General features: G+C 69.0%; 19 protein-coding genes, 1 tRNA gene and 1 pseudogene. 11 read left to right on the forward strand and 10 right to left on the reverse strand.

What is annotated here, in order from left to right:
• Positions 1-6 precede the first annotated feature (6 nt).
• From fabI to A6745_RS14115, 7 genes and pseudogenes are all read right to left on the reverse strand, one after another.
• Complete coding sequence (fabI, locus tag A6745_RS14085; RefSeq protein ID WP_082853096.1) at positions 7-774, reverse strand: enoyl-ACP reductase FabI; 768 nt, start codon at positions 772-774, stop codon at positions 7-9.
• Positions 775-983: 209 nt separating this feature from the next.
• Entirely contained in the window at positions 984-2,039 is a 1,056-nt protein-coding gene (locus tag A6745_RS14090; protein WP_066128063.1) for an RNA methyltransferase, read from the reverse strand.
• A 40-nt stretch (positions 2,040-2,079) separates the two neighbouring features.
• The gene (locus A6745_RS14095; protein WP_066128903.1) at positions 2,080-3,129 is read right to left on the reverse strand and encodes a DUF72 domain-containing protein; all 1,050 of its coding nucleotides are present in this window, start codon (positions 3,127-3,129) and stop codon (positions 2,080-2,082) included.
• Between the two features lie 332 nt (positions 3,130-3,461).
• The gene (locus A6745_RS14100) at positions 3,462-4,259 is read right to left on the reverse strand and encodes a hypothetical protein (protein WP_066128067.1); all 798 of its coding nucleotides are present in this window, start codon (positions 4,257-4,259) and stop codon (positions 3,462-3,464) included.
• A 155-nt stretch (positions 4,260-4,414) separates the two neighbouring features.
• Positions 4,415-4,561 (reverse strand): annotated as a pseudogene (locus A6745_RS27890) (LysR family transcriptional regulator); the annotation flags it as partial.
• 32 nt (positions 4,562-4,593) lie between these two features.
• Positions 4,594-5,457 carry a DMT family transporter gene (locus A6745_RS14110; protein WP_066128071.1) on the reverse strand — a complete coding sequence of 288 codons (864 nt, stop codon included), beginning with the start codon at positions 5,455-5,457 and terminating at the stop codon, positions 4,594-4,596.
• 42 nt (positions 5,458-5,499) lie between these two features.
• Positions 5,500-6,516 (reverse strand): LysR substrate-binding domain-containing protein, encoded by a 1,017-nt coding sequence (locus A6745_RS14115; RefSeq protein WP_066128074.1) that lies wholly within the window; start codon positions 6,514-6,516, stop codon positions 5,500-5,502.
• 181 nt (positions 6,517-6,697) lie between these two features.
• Between A6745_RS14115 and ilvE the strand changes: the two genes are divergently transcribed.
• The gene (gene ilvE, locus A6745_RS14120) at positions 6,698-7,675 is read left to right on the forward strand and encodes a branched-chain-amino-acid transaminase (RefSeq protein ID WP_066128904.1); all 978 of its coding nucleotides are present in this window, start codon (positions 6,698-6,700) and stop codon (positions 7,673-7,675) included.
• A gap of 64 nt (positions 7,676-7,739) precedes the next feature.
• Here ilvE and ptsJ read toward each other — a convergent pair whose 3' ends face one another.
• Positions 7,740-9,041, reverse strand: coding sequence for a MocR-like B6 salvage transcription factor PtsJ (gene ptsJ, locus A6745_RS14125; protein WP_066128075.1), 1,302 nt, complete (start codon positions 9,039-9,041; stop codon positions 7,740-7,742).
• Between the two features lie 70 nt (positions 9,042-9,111).
• On the opposite strand from ptsJ, the gene A6745_RS14130 reads away from it, so the two are divergent.
• Genes A6745_RS14130 through A6745_RS14145 form a run of 4 tightly spaced genes read left to right on the forward strand, consistent with a single transcriptional unit; the run spans position 9,112 to position 11,739 of the window.
• Positions 9,112-9,915, forward strand: coding sequence for a YggS family pyridoxal phosphate-dependent enzyme (locus tag A6745_RS14130; protein WP_066128907.1), 804 nt, complete (start codon positions 9,112-9,114; stop codon positions 9,913-9,915).
• Positions 9,912-10,628 carry a glutamine amidotransferase gene (locus A6745_RS14135; protein ID WP_066128076.1) on the forward strand — a complete coding sequence of 239 codons (717 nt, stop codon included), beginning with the start codon at positions 9,912-9,914 and terminating at the stop codon, positions 10,626-10,628. Before A6745_RS14130 ends, A6745_RS14135 begins: the two co-directional genes overlap by 4 nt.
• Positions 10,625-11,467 (forward strand): PfkB family carbohydrate kinase, encoded by an 843-nt coding sequence (locus tag A6745_RS14140; RefSeq protein ID WP_066128077.1) that lies wholly within the window; start codon positions 10,625-10,627, stop codon positions 11,465-11,467. The genes A6745_RS14135 and A6745_RS14140 overlap by 4 nt, the downstream gene beginning before the upstream one ends.
• Positions 11,464-11,739, forward strand: coding sequence for a cytoplasmic protein (locus A6745_RS14145; RefSeq protein ID WP_066128079.1), 276 nt, complete (start codon positions 11,464-11,466; stop codon positions 11,737-11,739). Before A6745_RS14140 ends, A6745_RS14145 begins: the two co-directional genes overlap by 4 nt.
• Before the next feature lies 1 nt (position 11,740).
• On the opposite strand, the gene A6745_RS29365 is transcribed toward A6745_RS14145, so the two are convergent.
• Positions 11,741-12,484 (reverse strand): LysE family translocator, encoded by a 744-nt coding sequence (locus A6745_RS29365; RefSeq protein WP_197488157.1) that lies wholly within the window; start codon positions 12,482-12,484, stop codon positions 11,741-11,743.
• A 184-nt stretch (positions 12,485-12,668) separates the two neighbouring features.
• Between A6745_RS29365 and A6745_RS14155 the strand changes: the two genes are divergently transcribed.
• The 5 genes from A6745_RS14155 to A6745_RS14175 all read left to right on the forward strand — a co-directional run bounded on the left by A6745_RS14155 (position 12,669) and on the right by A6745_RS14175 (position 16,323).
• Entirely contained in the window at positions 12,669-13,280 is a 612-nt protein-coding gene (locus A6745_RS14155; RefSeq protein ID WP_066128081.1) for an RBBP9/YdeN family alpha/beta hydrolase, read from the forward strand.
• Positions 13,277-13,489, forward strand: a complete 213-nt coding sequence (locus tag A6745_RS14160; protein ID WP_197488158.1) for a DUF1737 domain-containing protein — start codon at positions 13,277-13,279, stop codon at positions 13,487-13,489. The genes A6745_RS14155 and A6745_RS14160 overlap by 4 nt, the downstream gene beginning before the upstream one ends.
• Before the next feature lie 13 nt (positions 13,490-13,502).
• Entirely contained in the window at positions 13,503-14,138 is a 636-nt protein-coding gene (locus A6745_RS14165; RefSeq protein ID WP_066128085.1) for a LysE family translocator, read from the forward strand.
• 12 nt (positions 14,139-14,150) lie between these two features.
• A complete protein-coding gene (locus A6745_RS14170; RefSeq protein WP_066128087.1) occupies positions 14,151-14,732 on the forward strand; it encodes a sulfite exporter TauE/SafE family protein in 582 nt (193 codons plus the stop codon).
• Between the two features lie 214 nt (positions 14,733-14,946).
• Entirely contained in the window at positions 14,947-16,323 is a 1,377-nt protein-coding gene (locus A6745_RS14175; RefSeq protein ID WP_066128089.1) for a CoA transferase, read from the forward strand.
• A gap of 353 nt (positions 16,324-16,676) precedes the next feature.
• On the opposite strand, the gene A6745_RS14180 is transcribed toward A6745_RS14175, so the two are convergent.
• Positions 16,677-16,750 (reverse strand) — tRNA-Gly (locus A6745_RS14180).
• Positions 16,751-17,024: 274 nt separating this feature from the next.
• Between A6745_RS14180 and A6745_RS14185 the strand changes: the two genes are divergently transcribed.
• Entirely contained in the window at positions 17,025-18,899 is a 1,875-nt protein-coding gene (locus A6745_RS14185) for a methyl-accepting chemotaxis protein (protein ID WP_066128091.1), read from the forward strand.
• The last annotated feature ends 117 nt before the right edge of the window (positions 18,900-19,016 follow it).

Consider the following 19,016-nt stretch of genomic DNA (forward strand, 5'->3'; position numbering starts at 1 on the left):
GCAGGGTCAGTTCAGCACGTGCATGCCGCCATCGACGTACAGCGTCGTGCCGGTGATCGCGCGGGCGCCATCGCTGGCCAGGAAGGTGCAGAGCGGCCCGACGTCCTCGATGGACAGGGACATCTGCTGCAACGGCATGCGCCGCTGGCTGTCGGTGATCAGCGCATCGAGGTCCGGCAGGCCCGATGCCGCGCGGGTGGCGATCGCCCCCGGCGAGATCGCGTTGACCCGGATGCCCGACGCCCCCAGCTCCAGCGACAGATAGCGCACGCTGGCTTCCAGCGCGGCCTTCACAGGGCCCATCAGGCCGTAGCCGGGCACCACCTCGGGGCCGCCCAGGTAGCTCATCGTCATGACGCTGCCGCCGCGCGGCATCAGCGGTTCGGCTTGCCTGGCCAGCCGCATCAGCGAATGGCAGGAGACGTCCATCGCGGTCAGAAAACCTTCACGGGAACTGTCCACCACGCGGCCATGCAGGTCCTGCTTGGGGGCGAAGGCCACCGAATGCAGCAGGAAATCGAGTTTGCCCCAGCGCTGCCGGATCAGCTCGAATACGGATGCCATCCGCGGGTCGTCGCCGACGTCCAGTTCCGTCTGGATCTCGACACCCAGTTGCCGCAGCAGCGGCTCGACGTGCGGCCGTGCCCGCTCGTTCTGCCAGGTGGCGGCCAGGCGGGCGCCGGCTGCCTGGAAAGCCTGGGCGCAAGCCCAGGCGATGCTGCTGTCATTGGCAATGCCAACGACCAGGCCGGTCTTTCCGTTCAGAGCAAGCATGTTCATCCCTGCGATCATCACGCCGCGTGGGCGCAAGCGGCATTGCCGGCTGGAATATTGCAGCGCAATACCTTATCGCATTGGATCGTTTTTTTACAGGCGGGAATGAGCGCCTGGGGGATGACCGCGTCCTGCTACTTGTCATGTATCAAAAAAATGCCGGAACGCCACCGGCGAAGGGAGCCGAAACTGGGGCCCCAAAGGCCTTTCTAGGCGGCTTCCGGCTGCGCCGTGCGCTTGCGGCGCAACTGGACGACCTGTTGCGCGCCCGCCGCGCGCGCGCGCAACTGGCCACAGCCGCCGTCCACGTCCTGCCCGGCGCTGTTCCTCACCTTGGTGAGCACGCCACGGCTGTGCAGGGTGCGGACGATCTCGAGGATGCGCTCGGCCTCGGGACGCTGATAGTCGTCCCCTTCGAGGCTATTGAAGGGAATGACGTTGAGCACGCCGTACTTGCCCTTGAGCAGACGCACCACCGCATCCAGTTCGTCGTCGCCATCGTTGACGCCCTTGAGCAGCGTCCATTGATACTGGATCGGGTATCCCGTCTCACGGGCGTACCGCTCACCGAGTTCGACCAGCTGTTCCGGGGTCATTCGCGGCGCGCGCGGCAGCAGCTGCTCGCGCAGTGCGGCCTTGGTGGTGTGCAGCGACAAGGCCAGCGCGGGCCGGACGCGCTGGCGCGGCAAGGCCTCGAACACGCGCGGATCGCCCACGGTGGACAGCACCAGATTCTTGTGGCCGATCCCGCCCTCGGTGCCCAGCAGGTCGATGGCTTCGAGCACGTTCTCAAGATTGTGCGCCGGCTCGCCCATGCCCATGAAGACCACTTTCTTCACCGCGCGCCGACGCCGCGCCAGCACGACCTGGGCAAGGATCTCCATGCTGGAAACCTGGCGGACGAGGCCGCTCTTGCCCGTCATGCAGAAACGGCAGCCGACCGCACAGCCGACCTGCGTGGACACACAGAGCCCGTCGCGCGGCAGCAGCACGCTTTCCACCATCTGCCCGTCGGCCAACTCGACGAGCAGGCGCGAGCCGTCATGGCCGGGGTGTTCGGAGCGGATGCGCGCCAGGCCATCCAGCTCCGCCGTCAGGGCGGGCAGGGCCTCGCGCAGCGCCAGCGGCAGGAAATGCTCGCTGGCCCGCCGCTTCGTGCCGGTGCCGAGCGCTTGCCCGCTCAGCCAGACGCGCAGGGTCCTGCCGCGATGGAGGGGCCGCGCGTCGAGGGCGGCAAGGCGTCGGTCGAAGTCGGAGTGGCGCATGGCGGGCGGATTTTACTCGGCACCGAAGCGCAGGCAGGCCCTATGCCGCAATGGCCTGGGCCAGCTTCAGGATGGACAGCGGCGAACAGCCCTCGGCATCGTTGCTGACCGTCACGTAGGCGGGCTGGCCCGCGCCCGTGATCCCGCGGATCGTGCGCGCCAGCACCGTGCGAGTCGGAATGTCTTCGCTGAGCATGGCATTGAACGGATCGTGCTTCTTCTGCGCGTCGGCATAACCGTACGCGCCGAAAATGCGGTTCAGGTTCCACCGGCAGACCAGCGGCCCCGGCCACAGCGCGCGCAGCATCGGCAGTTGCGCGTCGATCGGCGGCATCTTGCCATGCAGGCCCAGGCAGAAAGTCGCCCCATGTGCCTTGAGCGTATCGACCAGCGCCTGGCCCAGCAGTTCAGGGTCCCGCACTTCCACCGCGACGATCACGGCGTCATGCGCGGACAAGGCCTCGCGCACCGCCGCCAGCATGCGGCCCAGCCTCTCCAGCAGCGCTGCGGGGCGGCTAAGCCATCCCATATGCAAAGGACTCAGTTGAAACACCAGGACGCCGAGCTTGGCGCCCAGGCCTTCGAGCGCCGGCTGCACGAATTCCTGGATGGCCAGCGCGGGATCGAGAAAAGCCGGATTGGGCTCGCGCGTCCTGCCTTCCTCTTCGCCCCGCACCTGGGCATCGGTCACGATGGCGGGACATTTGACGACGAAACGGAAGCCGTCATCGACCTGCTTCGCATAGACGGCATACTGGCTTGCGGACAACGGGCGCCAGAAAGTGCGGTCCACGCACACCGTGCGCAGAAGCGGATGCCGATGGTAGGCCGCCAGACCATGCTTCGACAGCGTGCTCGAATCGTATTCGCCATCCCAGACCAGCCCCTCCCAGCCCGGGTATGACCAGGTGGAGACCCCGAAGCGCAGTGTCGCCGGAAGCTGCCGCGCGAGCGCGCTCCACTGCTGCGCCGCAGGCGCGGGAAGCACCTTGGCGGCCCCCTTCGGCTTCGGTGCCGCACGAGAGGCGGCCTGATTCGGGGCGTCGGCCGGAGGCAGGGGAAGCGTATCTCCGAAAAGATCGTCTTGCATGCTCGTCATACTGGCAGGGGGGAAAGGCTAAAGGGTACTTCCTATGCCGAGCGTTGGTCGAAACAGTCCGGAACGATTTCCGGTCGTAGCCACATCTTTTGCCGATGCCGTCAGGGAGTGGTCGGCTCGACGAACGCCGGCTCGAAGTCCAGCAGGCCGGTACCGCGCATCCCCACCCCCCCTTGGCCACGGCGCGCCGCCTGCGGCACCCCGTCCAGTTCCACCAGCGGCGGCGCGTGCCGGTTCGGCCCGCCAGCGCGCAGGTAGGCACCGGCCTGCGGATCGGATTGCGTCGCCGGACAGGCCGGAGGACCGCTCAGTGGGGGTGGCCGTCATGGCCTCGCCGACGCCCAGTAGTCGCGGAGGGCCCGCACGCTGTCCGATGGCGAAGGCATGTAGCCGCTCAGGTTGATGAGCCCGACATTCATGTCGCGTTCGTCGGTCGTTCCTCTGAGCATGAGCCGTTGGAAGCGGCTGGCATCCAGGCCATATCGATACGGATCATCGACTTTCAGCGCCAGGATGTGCAGGTGCGAGTTCCATATCCGGAACTTCGCATGCTCGACGGCCCGTATCGCCTGCCAGGGAACGAAGACCCGTTGGGGGCCTTCGCGCGTGAGGCCGTGGGCATCGGCCACGAGGTCGGCGGGTGGATCGAGGCCACGCAGCCGCCGCACGAGTGTACGCACGATCGCCCATGTGAGCGCCACGGCCAGGATGACGCCGCCCAGCGCAATGACGACCACGACAGGGTCCGTCTGGCCGACGTCCCTGATGAGGGGCGGCAGCACGACGATCAGCAGAGGGAGCACGATACTCATGCCCATGACCAGCACTTCCCACGACGTGGCGCGCGCGATGGGAATGCGCAGCGTCGCCGGGAAGCGAGGCAAGGGCATGTGCCTGCGTCGCCAGCGCAGGCAGCGTCCATACAGTCGGGCCAAGACCATGAGTCCCATGACGGAAGTGACGAAGAAGACCGCAGAAGCCAGCCTGGCAGGGCCAGGCCCCGCGCGCAGGGATGACAGCAACGCAAGCACCAGCGCCAGGCCCGCCACCAGGATCACCGGCTCCACCACGAAGACGTAGATCTTTGTCCACCAAGCGCTCCCTGCTTGCCGCTCGCTCATGGCCCTCTGCCCTGATCCCGCTTCGATGCCGCTCCCATCCTGGTCATCCAGTCGCTGCGGGCGAAATACACTTCGTTGCGGCAAATCTTTCCCTCATGGTCCAGTTGCGCCAGTCGTCCCTCGGGGGCGGCGGCCAGCGAGCCGACCCTGGCGTAGACGCCCAGCAGGTCTTCCAGCGTGCGCAACTGGCGGCCGGCCGCCGAGGGCGTGACCGCCAGTTCCAGGGCCGCGTCCTTGATCGACAGATGGCGCGCGGCGGCCTCGAAGGCGCGCAGGGCATCCAGTGGCACGGGGATGCGCATGGCCCCTCATCCTCCGCAAGATGTCTGTGTCATCATTCTGTCCCGCCGCATCCGGCGACGGCGGCGGATCGCCGCGCCGCAGCCGGGTCCTGCTGGGGACGCCGCAGGTACCAGGCCAGCGCGGCAATGATCAGCGCGCCCCCGGCCAGGGCACCGCTGCCGGGCGTCTCGCCGAAGGCCAGCCATACCCAGAGCGGCCCCAGGGCCACGTCCAGCAGGCTGACCAGTCCCGCTTCTCCCGCCGGAATGCGTCGGCCCCCTTCGAGGAACAGCAGGAAGGCCAGGGCCATGGCGACGACGCCCAGCAGCGCCAGGCTCGACAGCGCCTTCGGGTCCGGAACCTGCCGCGACATGAAGGGCAGCGCCGCCACGGCGCAGAACAGGCACCCCAGCGTGTTGATTTTCACGACGTCCAGCCCGGGGTGGCTTTTGACGACGATCAGGAGCCCACCGAACGCAGACGTCATCAGCAGGGCAAGCGCGCTGCCGAGGAGGTCGCCACCGCCCGCCGAGCCCCCCATGACGATCGCCACGCCCGCCAGGCAGCACGCGCCGGCGGCGAGGACGCGCGGGAAAAGCGGCTCGCCCAGGATCAACCTCGCCAGGCCGGCGGCGACCAGCGGCAGGCAGGCGTAGATCAGCAGGACGTTGGCGACCGTGGTCAATGTCAGCGCGGCGATGTACGCCACCGTCGCCGTCGATGCGAGGAGGGTGGCCCCCCATCCAGCGGCACCGAACGTGCCGCCTCGTCTGCCGCGTCCGCGCAAGGCCAAGATCGCGGCCAGCGCCAGACCCGCGAACAGGGAACGCCAGCCGACGATGGTCCATGCGTCCAGGTCCGTCAGCCGGACGAACAGCCCGGCCGAACTCCAGCAGACCGCCGCGAGCCCAACCATGACGAAACCGATCCATCGACGAGACACCCCAGTTCCTCCATGTCAGGACATTGAAGACACCGGGCTTGCGCAGGCGGCAGCGGATCGAGGCTTCGCCGCCGGCGACGCGGTGCTTTGCGCGGGCCCGTCCTTTGCACTGCTCGTGTCGTCCGTCGCGTGCTCGCTGCCTTCGTTCCGGGCTTGCCCATCGACCTGCTCGCGCAGCCAGCCGCGCAGGTTGTCCAGCCGTCGGTCCTCGGACAGCGCCTCGGGATAGACGAGCCAGAAGCCGACGCCCGCGCTCACGGGGTGATCGAAGACCGAGGCCAGGCGCCCGAGCCGGACGGCGCTCTCGGCCAGCTCGCAGACGGCGATCGACACGCCGGCCCCATCGGCGGCCGCCTGCATCGTCAGGCCGCCCGAATCCACGCGGGTCACGACAGCCGGCTCGAATGGCCCGCCGGGCAGGCTGTCCATCCAGCGCCGCCAGGTGAGGCAATGCCGCGACACGAACAGGTTGGCGCGCGCGATCTGCTTGAGGCGTTCCCGGCGCGAGCCGGTGGCAAAGCCCGGGCGCGCGTACAGATCGATGGTGGCCTCGAACAACAGATCAGCCTGCAGGCCGGCCCACTGGCCGTCGCCATACCAGATGCCGGCATCGGCCACGCCGGCGGCCAGATCCACGTCGTCCTGCGTGGTGGAGATGTCCAGCGAGAAGCCGCGCCGCTCGAACGGATACAGGCTCAGGCGGGGCGACAGCCAGTTGGTCGCGAAGGTCGGCAGCATGTTCACGCGCAGGGGCCCGTCGCGCCGCTCCTCGCGCAGGCTGCCCACCCCCTCGGCGATCAGGGCGAACCCCTCGTTGAGGCCGGGGGCCAGCCGGCGGCCGGCGCTGGTCAGTTCCAGCCGCGTGCCGATGCGGCGCAGCAGTTCGACGCCGAGCATGTCCTCCAGCGTGCGCAACTGGTGGCTGACCGCCGAGGGCGTGACCGCCAGTTCCAGGGCCGCGTCCTTGATCGAGAGATGGCGCGCCGCAGCCTCGAAGGCGCGCAAGGCATTCAACGGGACAGGGATGCGCATGGGGGATTCACCCTCCTGGAAGTCATGGGTCGTTCATGGACTCATTAAACCGGAAATCGTCGTCTCCACGCTCGCCGACGCGAGGACCAAAACTCAGCATCGTCTGAGATTTGCTCACTCGTGCCGACGGCGAACCGGCCGCACACTGACGCCATCGACAACCTGTACCGCGGTGCGCACCATGCTCAATTCCCTTGACGATCGCGATGGCCTGATCTGGCTCGATGGCGAGCTGCTGCCCTGGCGCGAGGCGCGCCTGCATGTGCTCACGCATGCGCTGCACATGGGCGGGGCCGTCTTCGAGGGCATGCGCGCCTATGGCGGCCATGTCTTCCTCAATGCGCCCCACCTGGAACGCTTCCAGCAGTCCGCCGCGCTGCTGGACTACCTCCTGCCGTGGTCGCAAGGCGAACTGACACAGGCCATCGAGGCGGTGCTGTGGGCCAACCAGCTCGACGACGCCTACATCCGCCCGGTGGCCTGGCGCGGCGCGGAGAGCGTTTCCATCGCTTCGCCGCGCGCCCGCATCCACGTGGCGATCACGGCCTGGGACTGGCCCACGGCGGCGTCCCAGGGCCGCGCCGAGGAAGGCATCCGGCTGCAGCTGGCGAGTTGGCGGCGTCCGCGCCCGGACACCGCACCCACCGCGGCCAAGTGCTCGGGGCTGTACATGATCGGCACCCTCGCGCGCCATGCCGCCGCAGCGGCGGGCTGCGACGACGCGCTGCTGCTCGACAGCGAAGGCCGGGTCGCCGAGACCACGGCAACCAACCTGTTGATGGTCCGCGACGGGGTGCTGGCGACCCCATTGCCGACCTGCTTTCTAGACGGCATCACCAAGCGGCACGTGATGGAACTGGCGCGCCAGCGCGGGCTGCGGGTCGAGGAGCGGACCGTGACGCTGGAGGAACTGCGCGCCGCCGCCGAGGTATTCACCGCCGGCACCTCGGTCGAGCTGCAGCCGGTGGTGGCGCTGGTCGAGGATGCGGCGACTACCGAATGGCCCGTGGGGCCGGTGACGCGGCAACTGATCCGTGACTTCCGCGCGTCCGTGACCGAGGCGAGCCAGGTCGGCCGGACCCTGCGGGAACGGGAGACGGGATTGCTGGACCGGCGTCCCTGGCCCGCTCGCGTCGCCGCCGCCTTGCAGGCGCCGTAGCGCGCCATGCACCGGTACGCAGGCGGAGCCGCGAGAGGACCGCACGATGTCATGCAGACCGGCTTCATACTCGCCCCAGACAGTCGCGCAGTTGCGCGGCAAAGCGTGCCGCGTCCCCTGGTTCGAGCGTCGAGACCGTGACGCGCAGCGCGGGGGCCCCGGGCGCGATCGCGAAGGCATCGCCGGTTCGCACGGCCCAGCCGCAGCGTGCCAGCCCTTGCGCGGTGCGGTGGACGTCACGGCCTTCCGGCAATGGAATCCACACATTGAACCCGTCGCAGGGCTGCCCGGTGGCGATGCCCTCGGCGCTGAGCGCATCGATCAGGGCCTTGCGACGCGTGGCGTAGGCGGCCTTGGCCGCATGCAGGCGCGCCCTGGCCGCGTCCGATCCGAGCAGGCCGCGCACGGCCGCCTGCAACAGGTGGCTGACCCAGGTCGTGCCAGGAGCCAGCCGCATGCCGAGCCGTGCGGCGGTCCCCGCATCGGTGGCGATGAAGGCCAGCCGCAGGTCCGGACCGAAGCCCTTGGACACCGAACGCACCAGCGCCCGCCGCGTGGTGGCCTTGGCAGCGATGGAGAAGTACGGCGCCTCGGCCAGCAAGGCGAAGTGGTCGTCCTCGATCACCAGCACGTGCGGATGGCGGGCGAGCACGCGGCGCAGTTCGCGGGCGCGCTGCTCGCTCAGGCCACAGCCGGTGGGGTTTTGCGCCCTTGGTGTGCACAGCACCGCCTGGGCGCCGTTGGCCAGCGCCGCTTCCAGTGCCTGTGGGCGCATGCCGTGCGCATCCATGGCCACGGGCGCCGCTGCCAGGCCCGTGCTGTGCAGGATGTTGAGGCTGCCGAGGAAGCACGGGTCCTCCACCGCCACCTTGTCGCCGGCGACGAGGTAGGCGGCCAGCAGACGCTCGATCGCATCGACCGCGCCATGCGCCAGCACCAGACCGTCACCCTCCCGGAGATCCGCTCCGAACCACTGCCGCGCCAGTTGTTCGAGTGCCGGGTCGAGCACCGGCTGGCCATACAGCGCGGGCCGGTAGCCGCTGGCTGCCAGCGCCTGCAGTGGATCGGGCAGCCAGGCCGGGTCCGGATTGCCGCTGGACAGATCCGCCAGCACCGACCCGGGCAAAAGGCCTTCCTGCTCGCCGAGCCGCGCCGCTGGCCGGATCACCGTCCCGTTGCGCCCCAGCGTCTGGGCAATGCCTGCGGCCACCAGCTTCCGGTACGCGGCGGCGACCGTGTTGCGGTTGACGTCCAGTCGATCGGCCATCTCGCGCACGGATGGCAGGGTCTGGCCCGCGGCAAGCTGGCCCGCATGTGCCTCGCGGCGAATGCGCTCGAAGATGTCCGATGCGGTTTTTCCGGTCATTCCGTTTTGTTCCGTGACAATGTATATTTTGTCCTATGACAATGTTAGCAGCACGGAGAACCCCTTGTCCATGAACGAACAGACGCATTCCTGGCCCACCGCACACAGCGTCGAGGACTTTCGGCGCAATCTGGCGGCGGTGCGTCGGCGCATCGCCGATGCCTGCACGCGCGCAGGACGCGACCCGTCCGATGTGCGCCTGCTGCCGGTCAGCAAGACCGTGCCGGAGGAGCGCATCCGTCTGGCCTACGCGGCCGGCTGCCGCGAGCTGGGCGAGAACAAGGTGCAGGAGGCGCAGCGCAAGGCCGAAGCGATGGTGGATCTCGCCGACCTGCGCTGGTCGGTCATCGGTCACCTGCAGACCAACAAGGCCAAGGTCGTGGCACGCTTCGCCAGCGAGTTCCAGGCCCTGGACAGCCTGCGCGTGGCGCAGGCGCTGGACCGCCGCCTGCAAGCCGAAGGGCGCGCGCTGGATGTGTTCGTGCAGGTCAACACCTCGGGCGAGGCCAGCAAGTTCGGCTTGCCGCCTTCCGAGGTGGCCGGCTTCGTCCGGGCGCTGCCGGGCTTCTCCACCCTGCGCGTGCGTGGCCTGATGACGCTGGCGCTGCTGTCGGCCGATCCGGCGCGGGTCCGCCCCTGTTTCGTGCTGCTGCGCGAACTGCGCGATCGGCTGCGCCAGGAGGCGCCGGCGGGCATCGGCATGGATGAGCTGTCGATGGGGATGTCGGGCGACTTCGAGTTGGCCATCGAGGAAGGCGCCACCGTCGTGCGCGTCGGCCAGGCCATCTTCGGCGCTCGCGCGACGCCGGACAGCCATTACTGGCCCGACGACGGCCGGACCTCGACATCGACCGCATCGGAGCAGACCGCATGAAGACCGCCCTGGCCCTGCGCCACATCCATTTCGAAGACCTCGGCACGCTCGAACCGCTGCTGCGCGAGCGTGGATTCGACGTGCGCTACCTCGATCCCGCGACGGACGACCTGGCCCGTGAGGAGGCCGTGGCAAGCGATCTTCTCATCGCACTGGGCGGGCCGATCGGCGCCTTCGACGAACAGGCCTATCCCTTTCTTGCCGACGAACTGCGCCTGCTCGAACGGCGCCTGGCCAGCGGCCGGCCGCTGCTCGGCATCTGTCTGGGCGCGCAATTGATCGCGCGCCTGCTCGGCGCCGCCGTCGCCCCCATGGGTTTCAAGGAGATCGGCTTCGGCGCGCTGACGTTGACCGATGCGGGCCGCCACTCGGTGCTGGCACCGCTGGCCGGCGTGCCGGTGCTGCATTGGCACGGCGACCGCTTCGGGCTGCCTGAGGGCAGTGAACCGCTGGCGAGCACCGAAAGCTGCGCGCAGCAGGCCTACGCCGTCGGCAACGCGGTGCTGGGGCTGCAGTTCCACCTGGAAGCCGATGCCAGCCGGATCGAACGCTGGCTGATCGGCCACTGCTGCGAGCTGGCCCAGGCCGGCGTCGATCCGCGTACGCTGCGCGCGGATGCCGAGCGGCATGGCGCAACGCTGGCGGCTGCCGCCCGCCGCGCGATCGGCGCGTGGCTGGACCGGCAGCATGACACGGGGGCGCGTCCTGAATGACGGTGACCCAACCCGTGCCCATCGATGTCATCAGCATCCAGTCCCAGGTGGTCTATGGACGGGTCGGCAACAACGCGGCGATTCCCGCCTTGGAAGCCTGCGGGCTGCTCACGGCCGCGGTGCCGACCGCACTGCTCAGCAACACCCCGCACTATCCCTCGGTCCATGGCGGCGCGGTGCCCGACGCATGGTTCGCCGGCTGGCTGGATGACCTGGAGGCGCGCGGCATCCCCGCGTGCGCTCGCGTCGTGCAGGTCGGCTTCCTCGGCGCGCCGTCGCAGGCACGGATCCTCGCATCCTGGTGGTCGACGATGCGCGAGCGCCACCCGCAACTGCGCCTGCACCTGGATCCGGTCATTGGCGACTACGACCAGGGCGTGTATGCGGCGGCCGGCATGGCCGAGGCCTGGCGCACGCTGCTGATTCCAGAAGCCCACGGCCTGGTCCCCAATCGGTTCGAGCTGGAGCAGATCACCGGCAGAACGCTGCACGGTCTGGCGGATTGCCGCGAGGCTGCCCGCGCGCTGTTGCGCGGCCCCGCCCAATGGGTGGTGGTGACCAGTGTCCAGGATGATCCCGAAAGCGCCGTCGTCCAGACGCTGCTGGAGACGCGGGACGGGGTATCGACCCTCTTCGAGCATCCCCGCGTGCCCTGCGTGGTGAAGGGGGCCGGCGACTACTTCGCCGCGCGCCTGACCGGCCATTGCCTGCTTGGCATCGAGATGCCTCAGGCCGTCGAGCGCGCCTGCGGCGAAACCGCCGAGCAACTGACCCGCACCCGGCGCCTGGGCTGGGAGGAGATGGCGATACACGCGATGGACGGGAGTGTCCGGCCATGAATGCCTACCGCCTCGTGATTTCCCGGCATGGCCGTCTGCTGGGCCAGTTCGACAGCGAAACGCCCTGGGCGGGCGATGCGATCCGCGACCTGCTGCAACGACTTCCCGAATGCGATGGCTATCGCACCGAACTGTTCGTCGCGCGCGAAGAGCGCCGATTGCTCGAAAGCGGTCCTGGCGGCCTGAAGGTCCTCGGCCGCGAGCCCTTGTTCCAACCCTTGCCGATCACGGCGCTGCTGTCCGGCACGGCGCCGCAGGAGCCGCTCGCGTGAATCAAGCTCCCGGCCTCACGTACGCGTAGGTGGCGCGATGGAGCATCGACACCTGCGCTGTTTCGTGGCAGTGGCCGAGGAACTGCACCGGGCGGCCGAACGTGCCGCCGCTCGACGGCCTCCACAGGAGTATCCATGCGGCGAATCCGAGGAAGCCGATCCCCGCCAGGCGCGTGCAACGCTGGCGCCAGACGGAAGTGCCCAATGCTCCCTGGACCCGGCTTGCGATGGCGGCGCAGCCGGTCAAGGTGGCGCCGCTGAGGATCACGAAGATCGCGGTCAGGCCCATGAACTGAGGGATGAGCGCCTGATCGGCCCGGACGAACTGGGGGAAGAAGGCGGTGAAGAAGAGGATCGATTTCGGATTGGATGTCGCCACCAGGAATCCTTCCTTCGCCAGCGCGAAGCCGTGCACCGGCCCCGCGCCATGGGCACCGGACTCCGGCGGCCGCGTGTGTCTGCCCTGAACAAACAAGCGAAGACCGAGGTACCCCAGATAGGCGGCGCCGGCCAGCCGCAGTGCGGTCATCGCATGGGCGGAGGCGAGCAGGAACAGGCCGACGCCCCACGCGACCGCCGCGGAAACCACGAGCAACCCCAGCATGTTGCCCAGCGTCGACCACAGGCTCGCGACCACGCCCTGGCGAGCGCCATTGCGCATCGCCAGCAGGATGGCCGGGCCGGGCGTAAGGATGGACAGCCAGGCCGCCAGGACGTAGGAAATCAGGAGCGGGATATCGAGCATGGCGAACTCGGGGGCTTCTTCGTCGGTTGTGAAGGAAATGCGCTTCGACGATAGCCAAGGCCATTCGAGCTGACCATTGAGCTTTTCTCGACGCTTGCTGAGACCTTCTCACTCGGCAATTCGACGCATCGGTCTTAAGGTCTCAAGCCAGACAACCTCACTCCGGATATCCGCGCACGCCACCATGAGCCACCTTCAGACCGTTCGACTCTTGATGCTTCCCGGTATCGGCAACTCCGGGCCGGAGCATTGGCAGACGCTCTGGGCGTCGCGCCAGGAACATGGCCGGCCATTCCAGCCTGCCGACTGGGACAGGCCGGACCTGGCCGACTGGCTGCAGGCGCTCGATGCGGCCATCGACGAGTGCGCCGCCCCCGTCGTCCTGGTCGCGCACAGCCTTTCGTGCCTGCTCGTCGCGCACTGGGCATCGCGGCCGGAAATCGGAGAAGACATCCAGCATCGGATCGCGCAGGTCCGGGGCGCCTTCCTCGTTGCCGTCCCGGACCCCGGCGCACCGGCGTTTCCGGGCGAGGCGCGCGAGTTCGGCCCGCCACCGACCGGTCCCCTGCCGTTTCCCGCACTGGTGGCCGCCAGCAGCGACGACCCGTATGGCTCGCTGGAGCACGCCCGGCGCATGGCCATGGGCTGGGCGGCGGGATGCGTGGAAGTCGGCGCCTTCGGGCACATCAATGCCGCCAGCGGCGTGGGCGCCTGGGACACCGGCTGGCATCTGCTGCAGGCATTCGGTGCGGGGCTGCGCGTCCGGATGCCGGCATCGAATCGACCGGGAGCATGAGCATGCGCGCGTATCGCTACCTGACCGGAGTCGACGACGCGGCATTCTGCCACCGCGTCACCGCTGCCCTGAACAGCGGCTGGGAGCTGTATGGCGACCCGAGCCTGACCTACGACCCGGCGCGTGGCGCGGTGATCTGCGGCCAAGCCATCGTCAAGACCATCGAATCGACGACGTACAGCGAGTCACTCGACTTGTCTGTGCTCTGACGGAGTTCCCTCAATGGATGCATCGACCGCGATCCTGGGCTTCACGCTGACGGCGCTGCTGCTCACCTTGACCCCCGGCCTGGACACGGCGCTGGTGCTGCGCACGGCCGCTGTGGAAGGGGGGCGCAAGGCGATGATGGCGGGCGGCGGCATCGTGACCGGCGTGCTGATCTGGGGGCTGGTCGCGGCGCTCGGGCTCGGCGCGGTGCTCGCGGTCTGCCGACTCGCCTACACCCTGCTGCAGATCGCGGGCGCGGCCTATCTGCTCTGGCTCGGCTGGAAGCTGATCTCTGGCGCGCTCAAGAGCCGGCCGACGCTGCCCGCAGGCGATCCGCCGCTCGTGCGTGGCGAGCGCTGGTTCCTGCGCGGTCTGCTGACGAATCTGCTCAATCCCAAGGTCGGGGTGTTCTACGTGAGCCTCCTGCCACAGTTCGTTCCCGCCGATGTGCCGGTGGTCGGGTTCAGCGTGCTGTTGGCCGGCATCCACGCCGCGATGGGACTGTTCTGGTTCGCCGCACTGGTGCTGGCCACGCGGCCCCTGGCACGCTGGCTGCGCCGGCCCACGGTGATGCGCTCGCTCGATGCGCTCACCGGCCTGGCGCTGATGGGGTTTGGCCTGCGTCTGGCCCTGTCCAGGCCGACGAACTGAGGTGCGAGCGGCATGGACATCGGAACCTTCCTGCTGCTGGCCGGTGCCGGCATGATCGGCGGCATCTGCAATGCGGTGGCCGGAGCCGGTTTGCTGGTGGGCGCCACACTGCTGGTGTTCACCGGAGAGGCGCAGTTCAGCCGGCTGGTGCCGTGGCCGATCCTCGTCGCGACCGTGCCGTTCGTCCTGGGGCCGTGGCTGCGCCAGGCCATCGAGCGGCATGCGCGCGGTCAAGTGCCGCTGCTGGCGGCGGAGGCGGAGTTCCTGACCGCACTCTATGGCGGCTACTTCGGCGCCGGCCTGGGTATCATGCTGATGGCGATCCTGACTCTATCGGATGTGCGTGACGTCCAGGAGGCCAGCGCCGTCAAGAACGCGATGGCCACCGTCGTGACCGGTGCCGCGGTGATGCTCTTCGTCGCCACCAGGTCGATCGCCCGGGCGCAAGGCCGTGCGGTGCTGCTGGGCGCGATCGTGGGGGGCCATGCCGGCGCGCGGCTGGCGCGCTGGATTCCGCCGCTGGCCCCGCGTTGGACGATCATGGCGACCGGCCTGGCGCTCGCGGCGTACTTCGGGCTGAAGGCGGGCGCATGATGGATCGCTTGCAGCGGGCGCGCGACGCCCACGCCTGTGCTAGTACGGCGCTCCCCTGCATCGTCGATGGCGGGCGATGCTGCTTTCCGCGGTCCGCTGCGTTTTCGGACAACGCGGCACCGGCCATGCCGCCCGCCTGGATCTGCCAATCCCGCTCGACCGACGGGGCGCCGTGTCGATTCAGTTGGCGAACTTTCTGTGAGGAGTCCATACGATGAATCCGCTCGATGCACTGGCCGCGCTCTGGTCGCTGGGCGGGCTGCCGCCTCAGGCGCTGGCCGGGATCGCGCTGACGGGCCGCGAGCCGGTGTTCCCCTCGTCCTTCGCCGTCGGCACTGCCGCGCAGGCCAGCATTGCCGCGGCCGCGCTCGCCGCCTGCGAACTGGGCCAAGCGCGGGGGGCGCCGCGCCAGCGTGTCGCCGTGGACATGACCCACGCCGCCGCCGAATGCACCGGCTGGTTCACGCTCGACGGCCAGGAGCCCGAGCTGTGGGACCCGTTCGCCGGCCTGTACCGCTGCGCCGATGGCCACGTGCGTGTCCACACCAACTTCCCGCACCACCGCGATGGCGCATTGCGCCTGCTGGGCCTGGACCCGGCAACCGCCACGCGCGCCGACGCCGAGCAGGCCCTGCGGGGTTGGAAGGCGCTGGACTTCGAGCAGGACGCGGCCGACCACGCGCTGGTGGCCACGGCGCTGCGCAGCTTCGCCGAGTGGGATGCCACGCCCCAGGGCCGGGCCGTGGCCGCGCAACCGCTGATGACGATCACCCGGTTCGCCGACGCGCCTGCGCGCGCACTGCCGGCCCTGGCGGCGGATGAACGGCCGCTCGCCGGCCTGCGAGTCCTCGATCTCACGCGCATCCTGGCCGGCCCCGTCGGTGGGCGGGCGCTGGCGTCGTTCGGCGCGGACGTGATGCTGGTCAATTCACCGAACCTGCCCAATATCGCCGCCATCGCCGAAACCAGCCGCGGCAAGCGCTCGGCGCACATCGACCTGCGCAGCGAGACCGGGCGCGAGGCACTGTGGCGGCTCGTGGAAGACGCCCACGTGTTTTCGCAGGGGTACCGGCCCGGCGGCCTGGCCGCGCTCGGCTTCTCGCCCGAGGCCCTGGCCGCGCGCCGGCCCGGCATCGTCGCCGTGTCGCTGACCGCCTACGGCACGCAAGGGCCCTGGGCCGGCCGGCGCGGTTTCGATTCGCTGGTGCAGACGGCGATGGGTTTCAATCACGCCGAGGGCGAGGCGGCGGGCGACGGCAAGCCGCGCGCGCTGCCGATGCAGATCCTCGACCAGGCCAGCGGCTTCCTGATGGCCTTCGGCGCCGCCGCCGCGCTGTGGCGACAGTCGCGCGAAGGGGGAAGCTGGCACGTGCAGGTGTCGCTGGCGCAGACCGGGCACTGGCTGCGCGGGCTGGGGCGAATCGAAGAAGGCTTGCGGGCTGGCAGGCCGGACCTCAGCCACTGGCTGACCGACGAAATCTCCGGCTTCGGCCTGCTGCGCGCCGTGTGCCCCAGCGCGCAACTGGCGCGAACACCGGCCGGCTATGCGCGACCGTCAGTACCGCCGGGAACGGATCTCCCGAACTGGTGAGAGGTTGTCCGCAAGCCGAGCGTGGTGCTGGCAGCCGCGTCCTCCGGCTTCGTCCAATCGGCACTGGCGAGCCTCGCCGTGGGCTTGTGCGCCACCGTTGCGTGGGGCCTGTCTCTTCGGCGAACCCAAGGATGACAGGTGAATGGACGCTGGCGGAAACGTAGCGATAGCGGCCGTCGAAGTCGGCCAGCGCGTATGGCTTGCCAGGGGACTTGGCCTGCCCGGCCATGAGGTCCGAACGCATGATCCCAACTTCATGAAAGCGAGTTGAACGGATTTTCCGGAAAACCCGAACCGCGACAATGGCTTGCAACACGCCATGGACTTCCTTGGAACGCCCTGGAAAGTCGAAGTGGAGCGGGTGATGGGAATCGAACCCACGCTTGAGGCTTGGGAAGCCGCCGTTCTACCATTGAACTACACCCGCATTGCCGGCGCCGCCGCGGCCCGGTAACGGGCCGCCAAACCTGGCGGTGCATTGCACACCGCCCGCCGCAAGCCAGCGATTCTACTCCAGATCCCTGCCGCGCCGCGTTCGCCCCCCGCGATCGCCGGTTTCGCCCCCGAATCCCGACGCTGGAACCGCGAAACAACGCCCTTCGCCCACGGGGGCCGAAGCGTTTCGTTCTGTCACAAACCATCCATAAACTGCCGAGGATCGCACCCCCTTCGGGCTGCGCGCTGCCGGAGTTTCTTCTCCCATGCTGAAGTCTCTTCGCTATCGCCTGATAGCCCTTTGCGTTGCCATCACCGTCCTGTCGATGCTCGCGCTGTCCCTCGCCACGGTCCTTGTGGCCCGGCAGGACACATTGAAGCAGGTCGACGCCCACATCGCCCAGTTGACCCATGACCGCTCCGCCGCCCTGGCCGGCTGGGTGGCCGAAAAACAGCGCGTCACCGGCTCCATCAAACAGGCGGTGAACCAGCCCGACGCCGAGGCTCTGCGCATGGCCGCGGCAGCCCAGCAGGCAGGCAGCTTCGATGACGCCTATATCGTCTACGCCGACAAGCGCGTGCTGTTCAACCATGCCATGCCGCCGAACTATGACGGCACCGCGCGCCCCTGGTACCAGCAGGCCTCGGCCACCGACGGTCCGGCCATCACGCCCGTCTATACCGACGCCACCACCGGCAAACTGTGCGTGAGCTTCGTCGAGGCCGTGCGCCGCGACGGCAAGGTGATCGCGGTGGTCGGCACAGACATGTTGATCGACAGCATGGCCAAGATGGTTTCCGAGATCCGGGCCTCCACCCGCAGCGTGGCCTTCCTGCTGGACGACAAGGGCAACATCCTCGCCCACCCCGACACCGAGCTCACGCTGAAGCCGGTGACGGCCATCGACCCCGACCTGAACCTGGCGCGGCTTCAGCAACTGGCGCGCGACGGCGGCAAAGAAGAGCAGGAGATCGGCGGCGCGATGCAGATGCTCTACGCCAGCGCCGTGGCCGGCACGCCGTGGACGCTGGTCATCGCCGTCGACCGCGCCGAGGCCACGCAACCCGTGACCGACCTGATCAAGCTGGCCGCGTTCACGACGCTGCTGGCGCTGCTGGCCGCGATCGCGCTGCTGACGGTGACGGTGACGCGCCAGTTGCGCGGCCTGCCGCAAGTGCAGGCCGCCCTGGAAGACATCGCCTCGGGCCACGGCGACCTGACGCGCCGCCTGCCGGTCAAGGGAGAGGACGAGCTGGCGCGCATCAGCATCGCGTTCAACCTGTTCGCCGACAAGATCGCCTCGATCCTGCGGCAGATCCGCACGGTGTCCGAGACGGTGCGCGCCGCCAGCTCGGAAATCTCCAGCGGCAACAACGACCTGTCCGACCGCACCTCGCAGCAGGCCGGCTCGCTGCAGCAGACGGCGGCCGCCATGGAAGAGCTGACCTCGACCGTGCGGCACAACGCCGACAATGCCGCGCAGGCAGCCACGCTGGCCGGGCAGGCCTCGCAGGTGGCCTCGGAAGGCGGCGCGGTGGTGCGCAGCGTCGTGTCGACGATGGACGGCATCGAAGCCTCGTCGCGCAAGATCGTGGACATCATCGGCGTGATCGACGGGATTGCCTTCCAGACCAACATCCTGGCGCTGAACGCCGCGGTGGAAGCCGCGCGTGCGGGCGAACAGGGCCGCGGCTTCGCGGTGGTGGCCAGCGAAGTGCGCAGCCTGGCGCAGCGCAGCGCCACGGCGGCGCGCGAAATCAAGGCGCTGATCGAATCGTCGGTGTCGCAGGTCAACACCGGCAGCTCGCTGGTGCGCCAGGCCGGCGGCACGATGGACCAGGTGGTGGCCAGCGTGGAGCGCGTCACGCAGATCGTGCGCGAGATCGACGTGGCCAGCCACGAGCAGAGCACCGGCATCGGCGAGGTGGGCAAGGCGGTGAACCAGATGGATCACGTCACGCAGCAGAACGCCGCGCTGGTGGAAGAAGCCGCCGCCGCCGCGCAATCGCTGCAGGAGCAGGCGGCGCACCTGGCGCAGCTGGTGGGCGGCTTCGTGCTGGATGCCGGACCGGCGCCGCAAGCGCAGGCTCAGCAGAAGCGCAACCCGCCCGCCATGCCGATGGCGCTCGCCTATCGTTGACAGCATGGCATGGCATGGCTGGCTCGGCCGATGCGGCTGTCCGGCGCCTGCCAAACGCTTTGGCTCTGCGTACCGTTGGGGTGTTCCGGTCTTCCGGAAGCCCCCCGTCGGCACGCG

It is taken from the genome of Bordetella ansorpii, from assembly GCF_900078705.1.
Lineage (GTDB): Bacteria > Pseudomonadota > Gammaproteobacteria > Burkholderiales > Burkholderiaceae_B > Bordetella > Bordetella ansorpii_A.

Excerpts from the sequence above, each read along its gene's own strand:
- A6745_RS29365 (WP_197488157.1), bottom strand. The coding sequence starts at position 12,484 with ATGCTCGATATCCCGCTCCTGATTTCCTACGTCCTGGCGGCCTGGCTG.
- ilvE (WP_066128904.1), top strand. The coding sequence starts at position 6,698 with ATGCTCAATTCCCTTGACGATCGCGATGGCCTGATCTGGCTCGATGGC.
- A6745_RS14115 (WP_066128074.1), bottom strand. The coding sequence starts at position 6,516 with ATGCGCATCCCTGTCCCGTTGAATGCCTTGCGCGCCTTCGAGGCTGCG.
- A6745_RS14135 (WP_066128076.1), top strand. The coding sequence starts at position 9,912 with ATGAAGACCGCCCTGGCCCTGCGCCACATCCATTTCGAAGACCTCGGC.
- A6745_RS14160 (WP_197488158.1), top strand. The coding sequence starts at position 13,277 with ATGAGCATGCGCGCGTATCGCTACCTGACCGGAGTCGACGACGCGGCA.
- A6745_RS14140 (WP_066128077.1), top strand. The coding sequence starts at position 10,625 with ATGACGGTGACCCAACCCGTGCCCATCGATGTCATCAGCATCCAGTCC.
- A6745_RS14155 (WP_066128081.1), top strand. The coding sequence starts at position 12,669 with ATGAGCCACCTTCAGACCGTTCGACTCTTGATGCTTCCCGGTATCGGC.
- A6745_RS14130 (WP_066128907.1), top strand. The coding sequence starts at position 9,112 with ATGAACGAACAGACGCATTCCTGGCCCACCGCACACAGCGTCGAGGAC.
- A6745_RS14165 (WP_066128085.1), top strand. The coding sequence starts at position 13,503 with ATGGATGCATCGACCGCGATCCTGGGCTTCACGCTGACGGCGCTGCTG.
- ptsJ (WP_066128075.1), bottom strand. The coding sequence starts at position 9,041 with ATGACCGGAAAAACCGCATCGGACATCTTCGAGCGCATTCGCCGCGAG.
- A6745_RS14185 (WP_066128091.1), top strand. The coding sequence starts at position 17,025 with ATGCTGAAGTCTCTTCGCTATCGCCTGATAGCCCTTTGCGTTGCCATC.
- fabI (WP_082853096.1), bottom strand. The coding sequence starts at position 774 with ATGCTTGCTCTGAACGGAAAGACCGGCCTGGTCGTTGGCATTGCCAAT.
- A6745_RS14145 (WP_066128079.1), top strand. The coding sequence starts at position 11,464 with ATGAATGCCTACCGCCTCGTGATTTCCCGGCATGGCCGTCTGCTGGGC.
- A6745_RS14170 (WP_066128087.1), top strand. The coding sequence starts at position 14,151 with ATGGACATCGGAACCTTCCTGCTGCTGGCCGGTGCCGGCATGATCGGC.
- A6745_RS14090 (WP_066128063.1), bottom strand. The coding sequence starts at position 2,039 with ATGCGCCACTCCGACTTCGACCGACGCCTTGCCGCCCTCGACGCGCGG.
- A6745_RS14175 (WP_066128089.1), top strand. The coding sequence starts at position 14,947 with ATGAATCCGCTCGATGCACTGGCCGCGCTCTGGTCGCTGGGCGGGCTG.
- A6745_RS14100 (WP_066128067.1), bottom strand. The coding sequence starts at position 4,259 with ATGAGCGAGCGGCAAGCAGGGAGCGCTTGGTGGACAAAGATCTACGTC.
- A6745_RS14095 (WP_066128903.1), bottom strand. The coding sequence starts at position 3,129 with ATGCAAGACGATCTTTTCGGAGATACGCTTCCCCTGCCTCCGGCCGAC.
- A6745_RS14110 (WP_066128071.1), bottom strand. The coding sequence starts at position 5,457 with ATGGTTGGGCTCGCGGCGGTCTGCTGGAGTTCGGCCGGGCTGTTCGTC.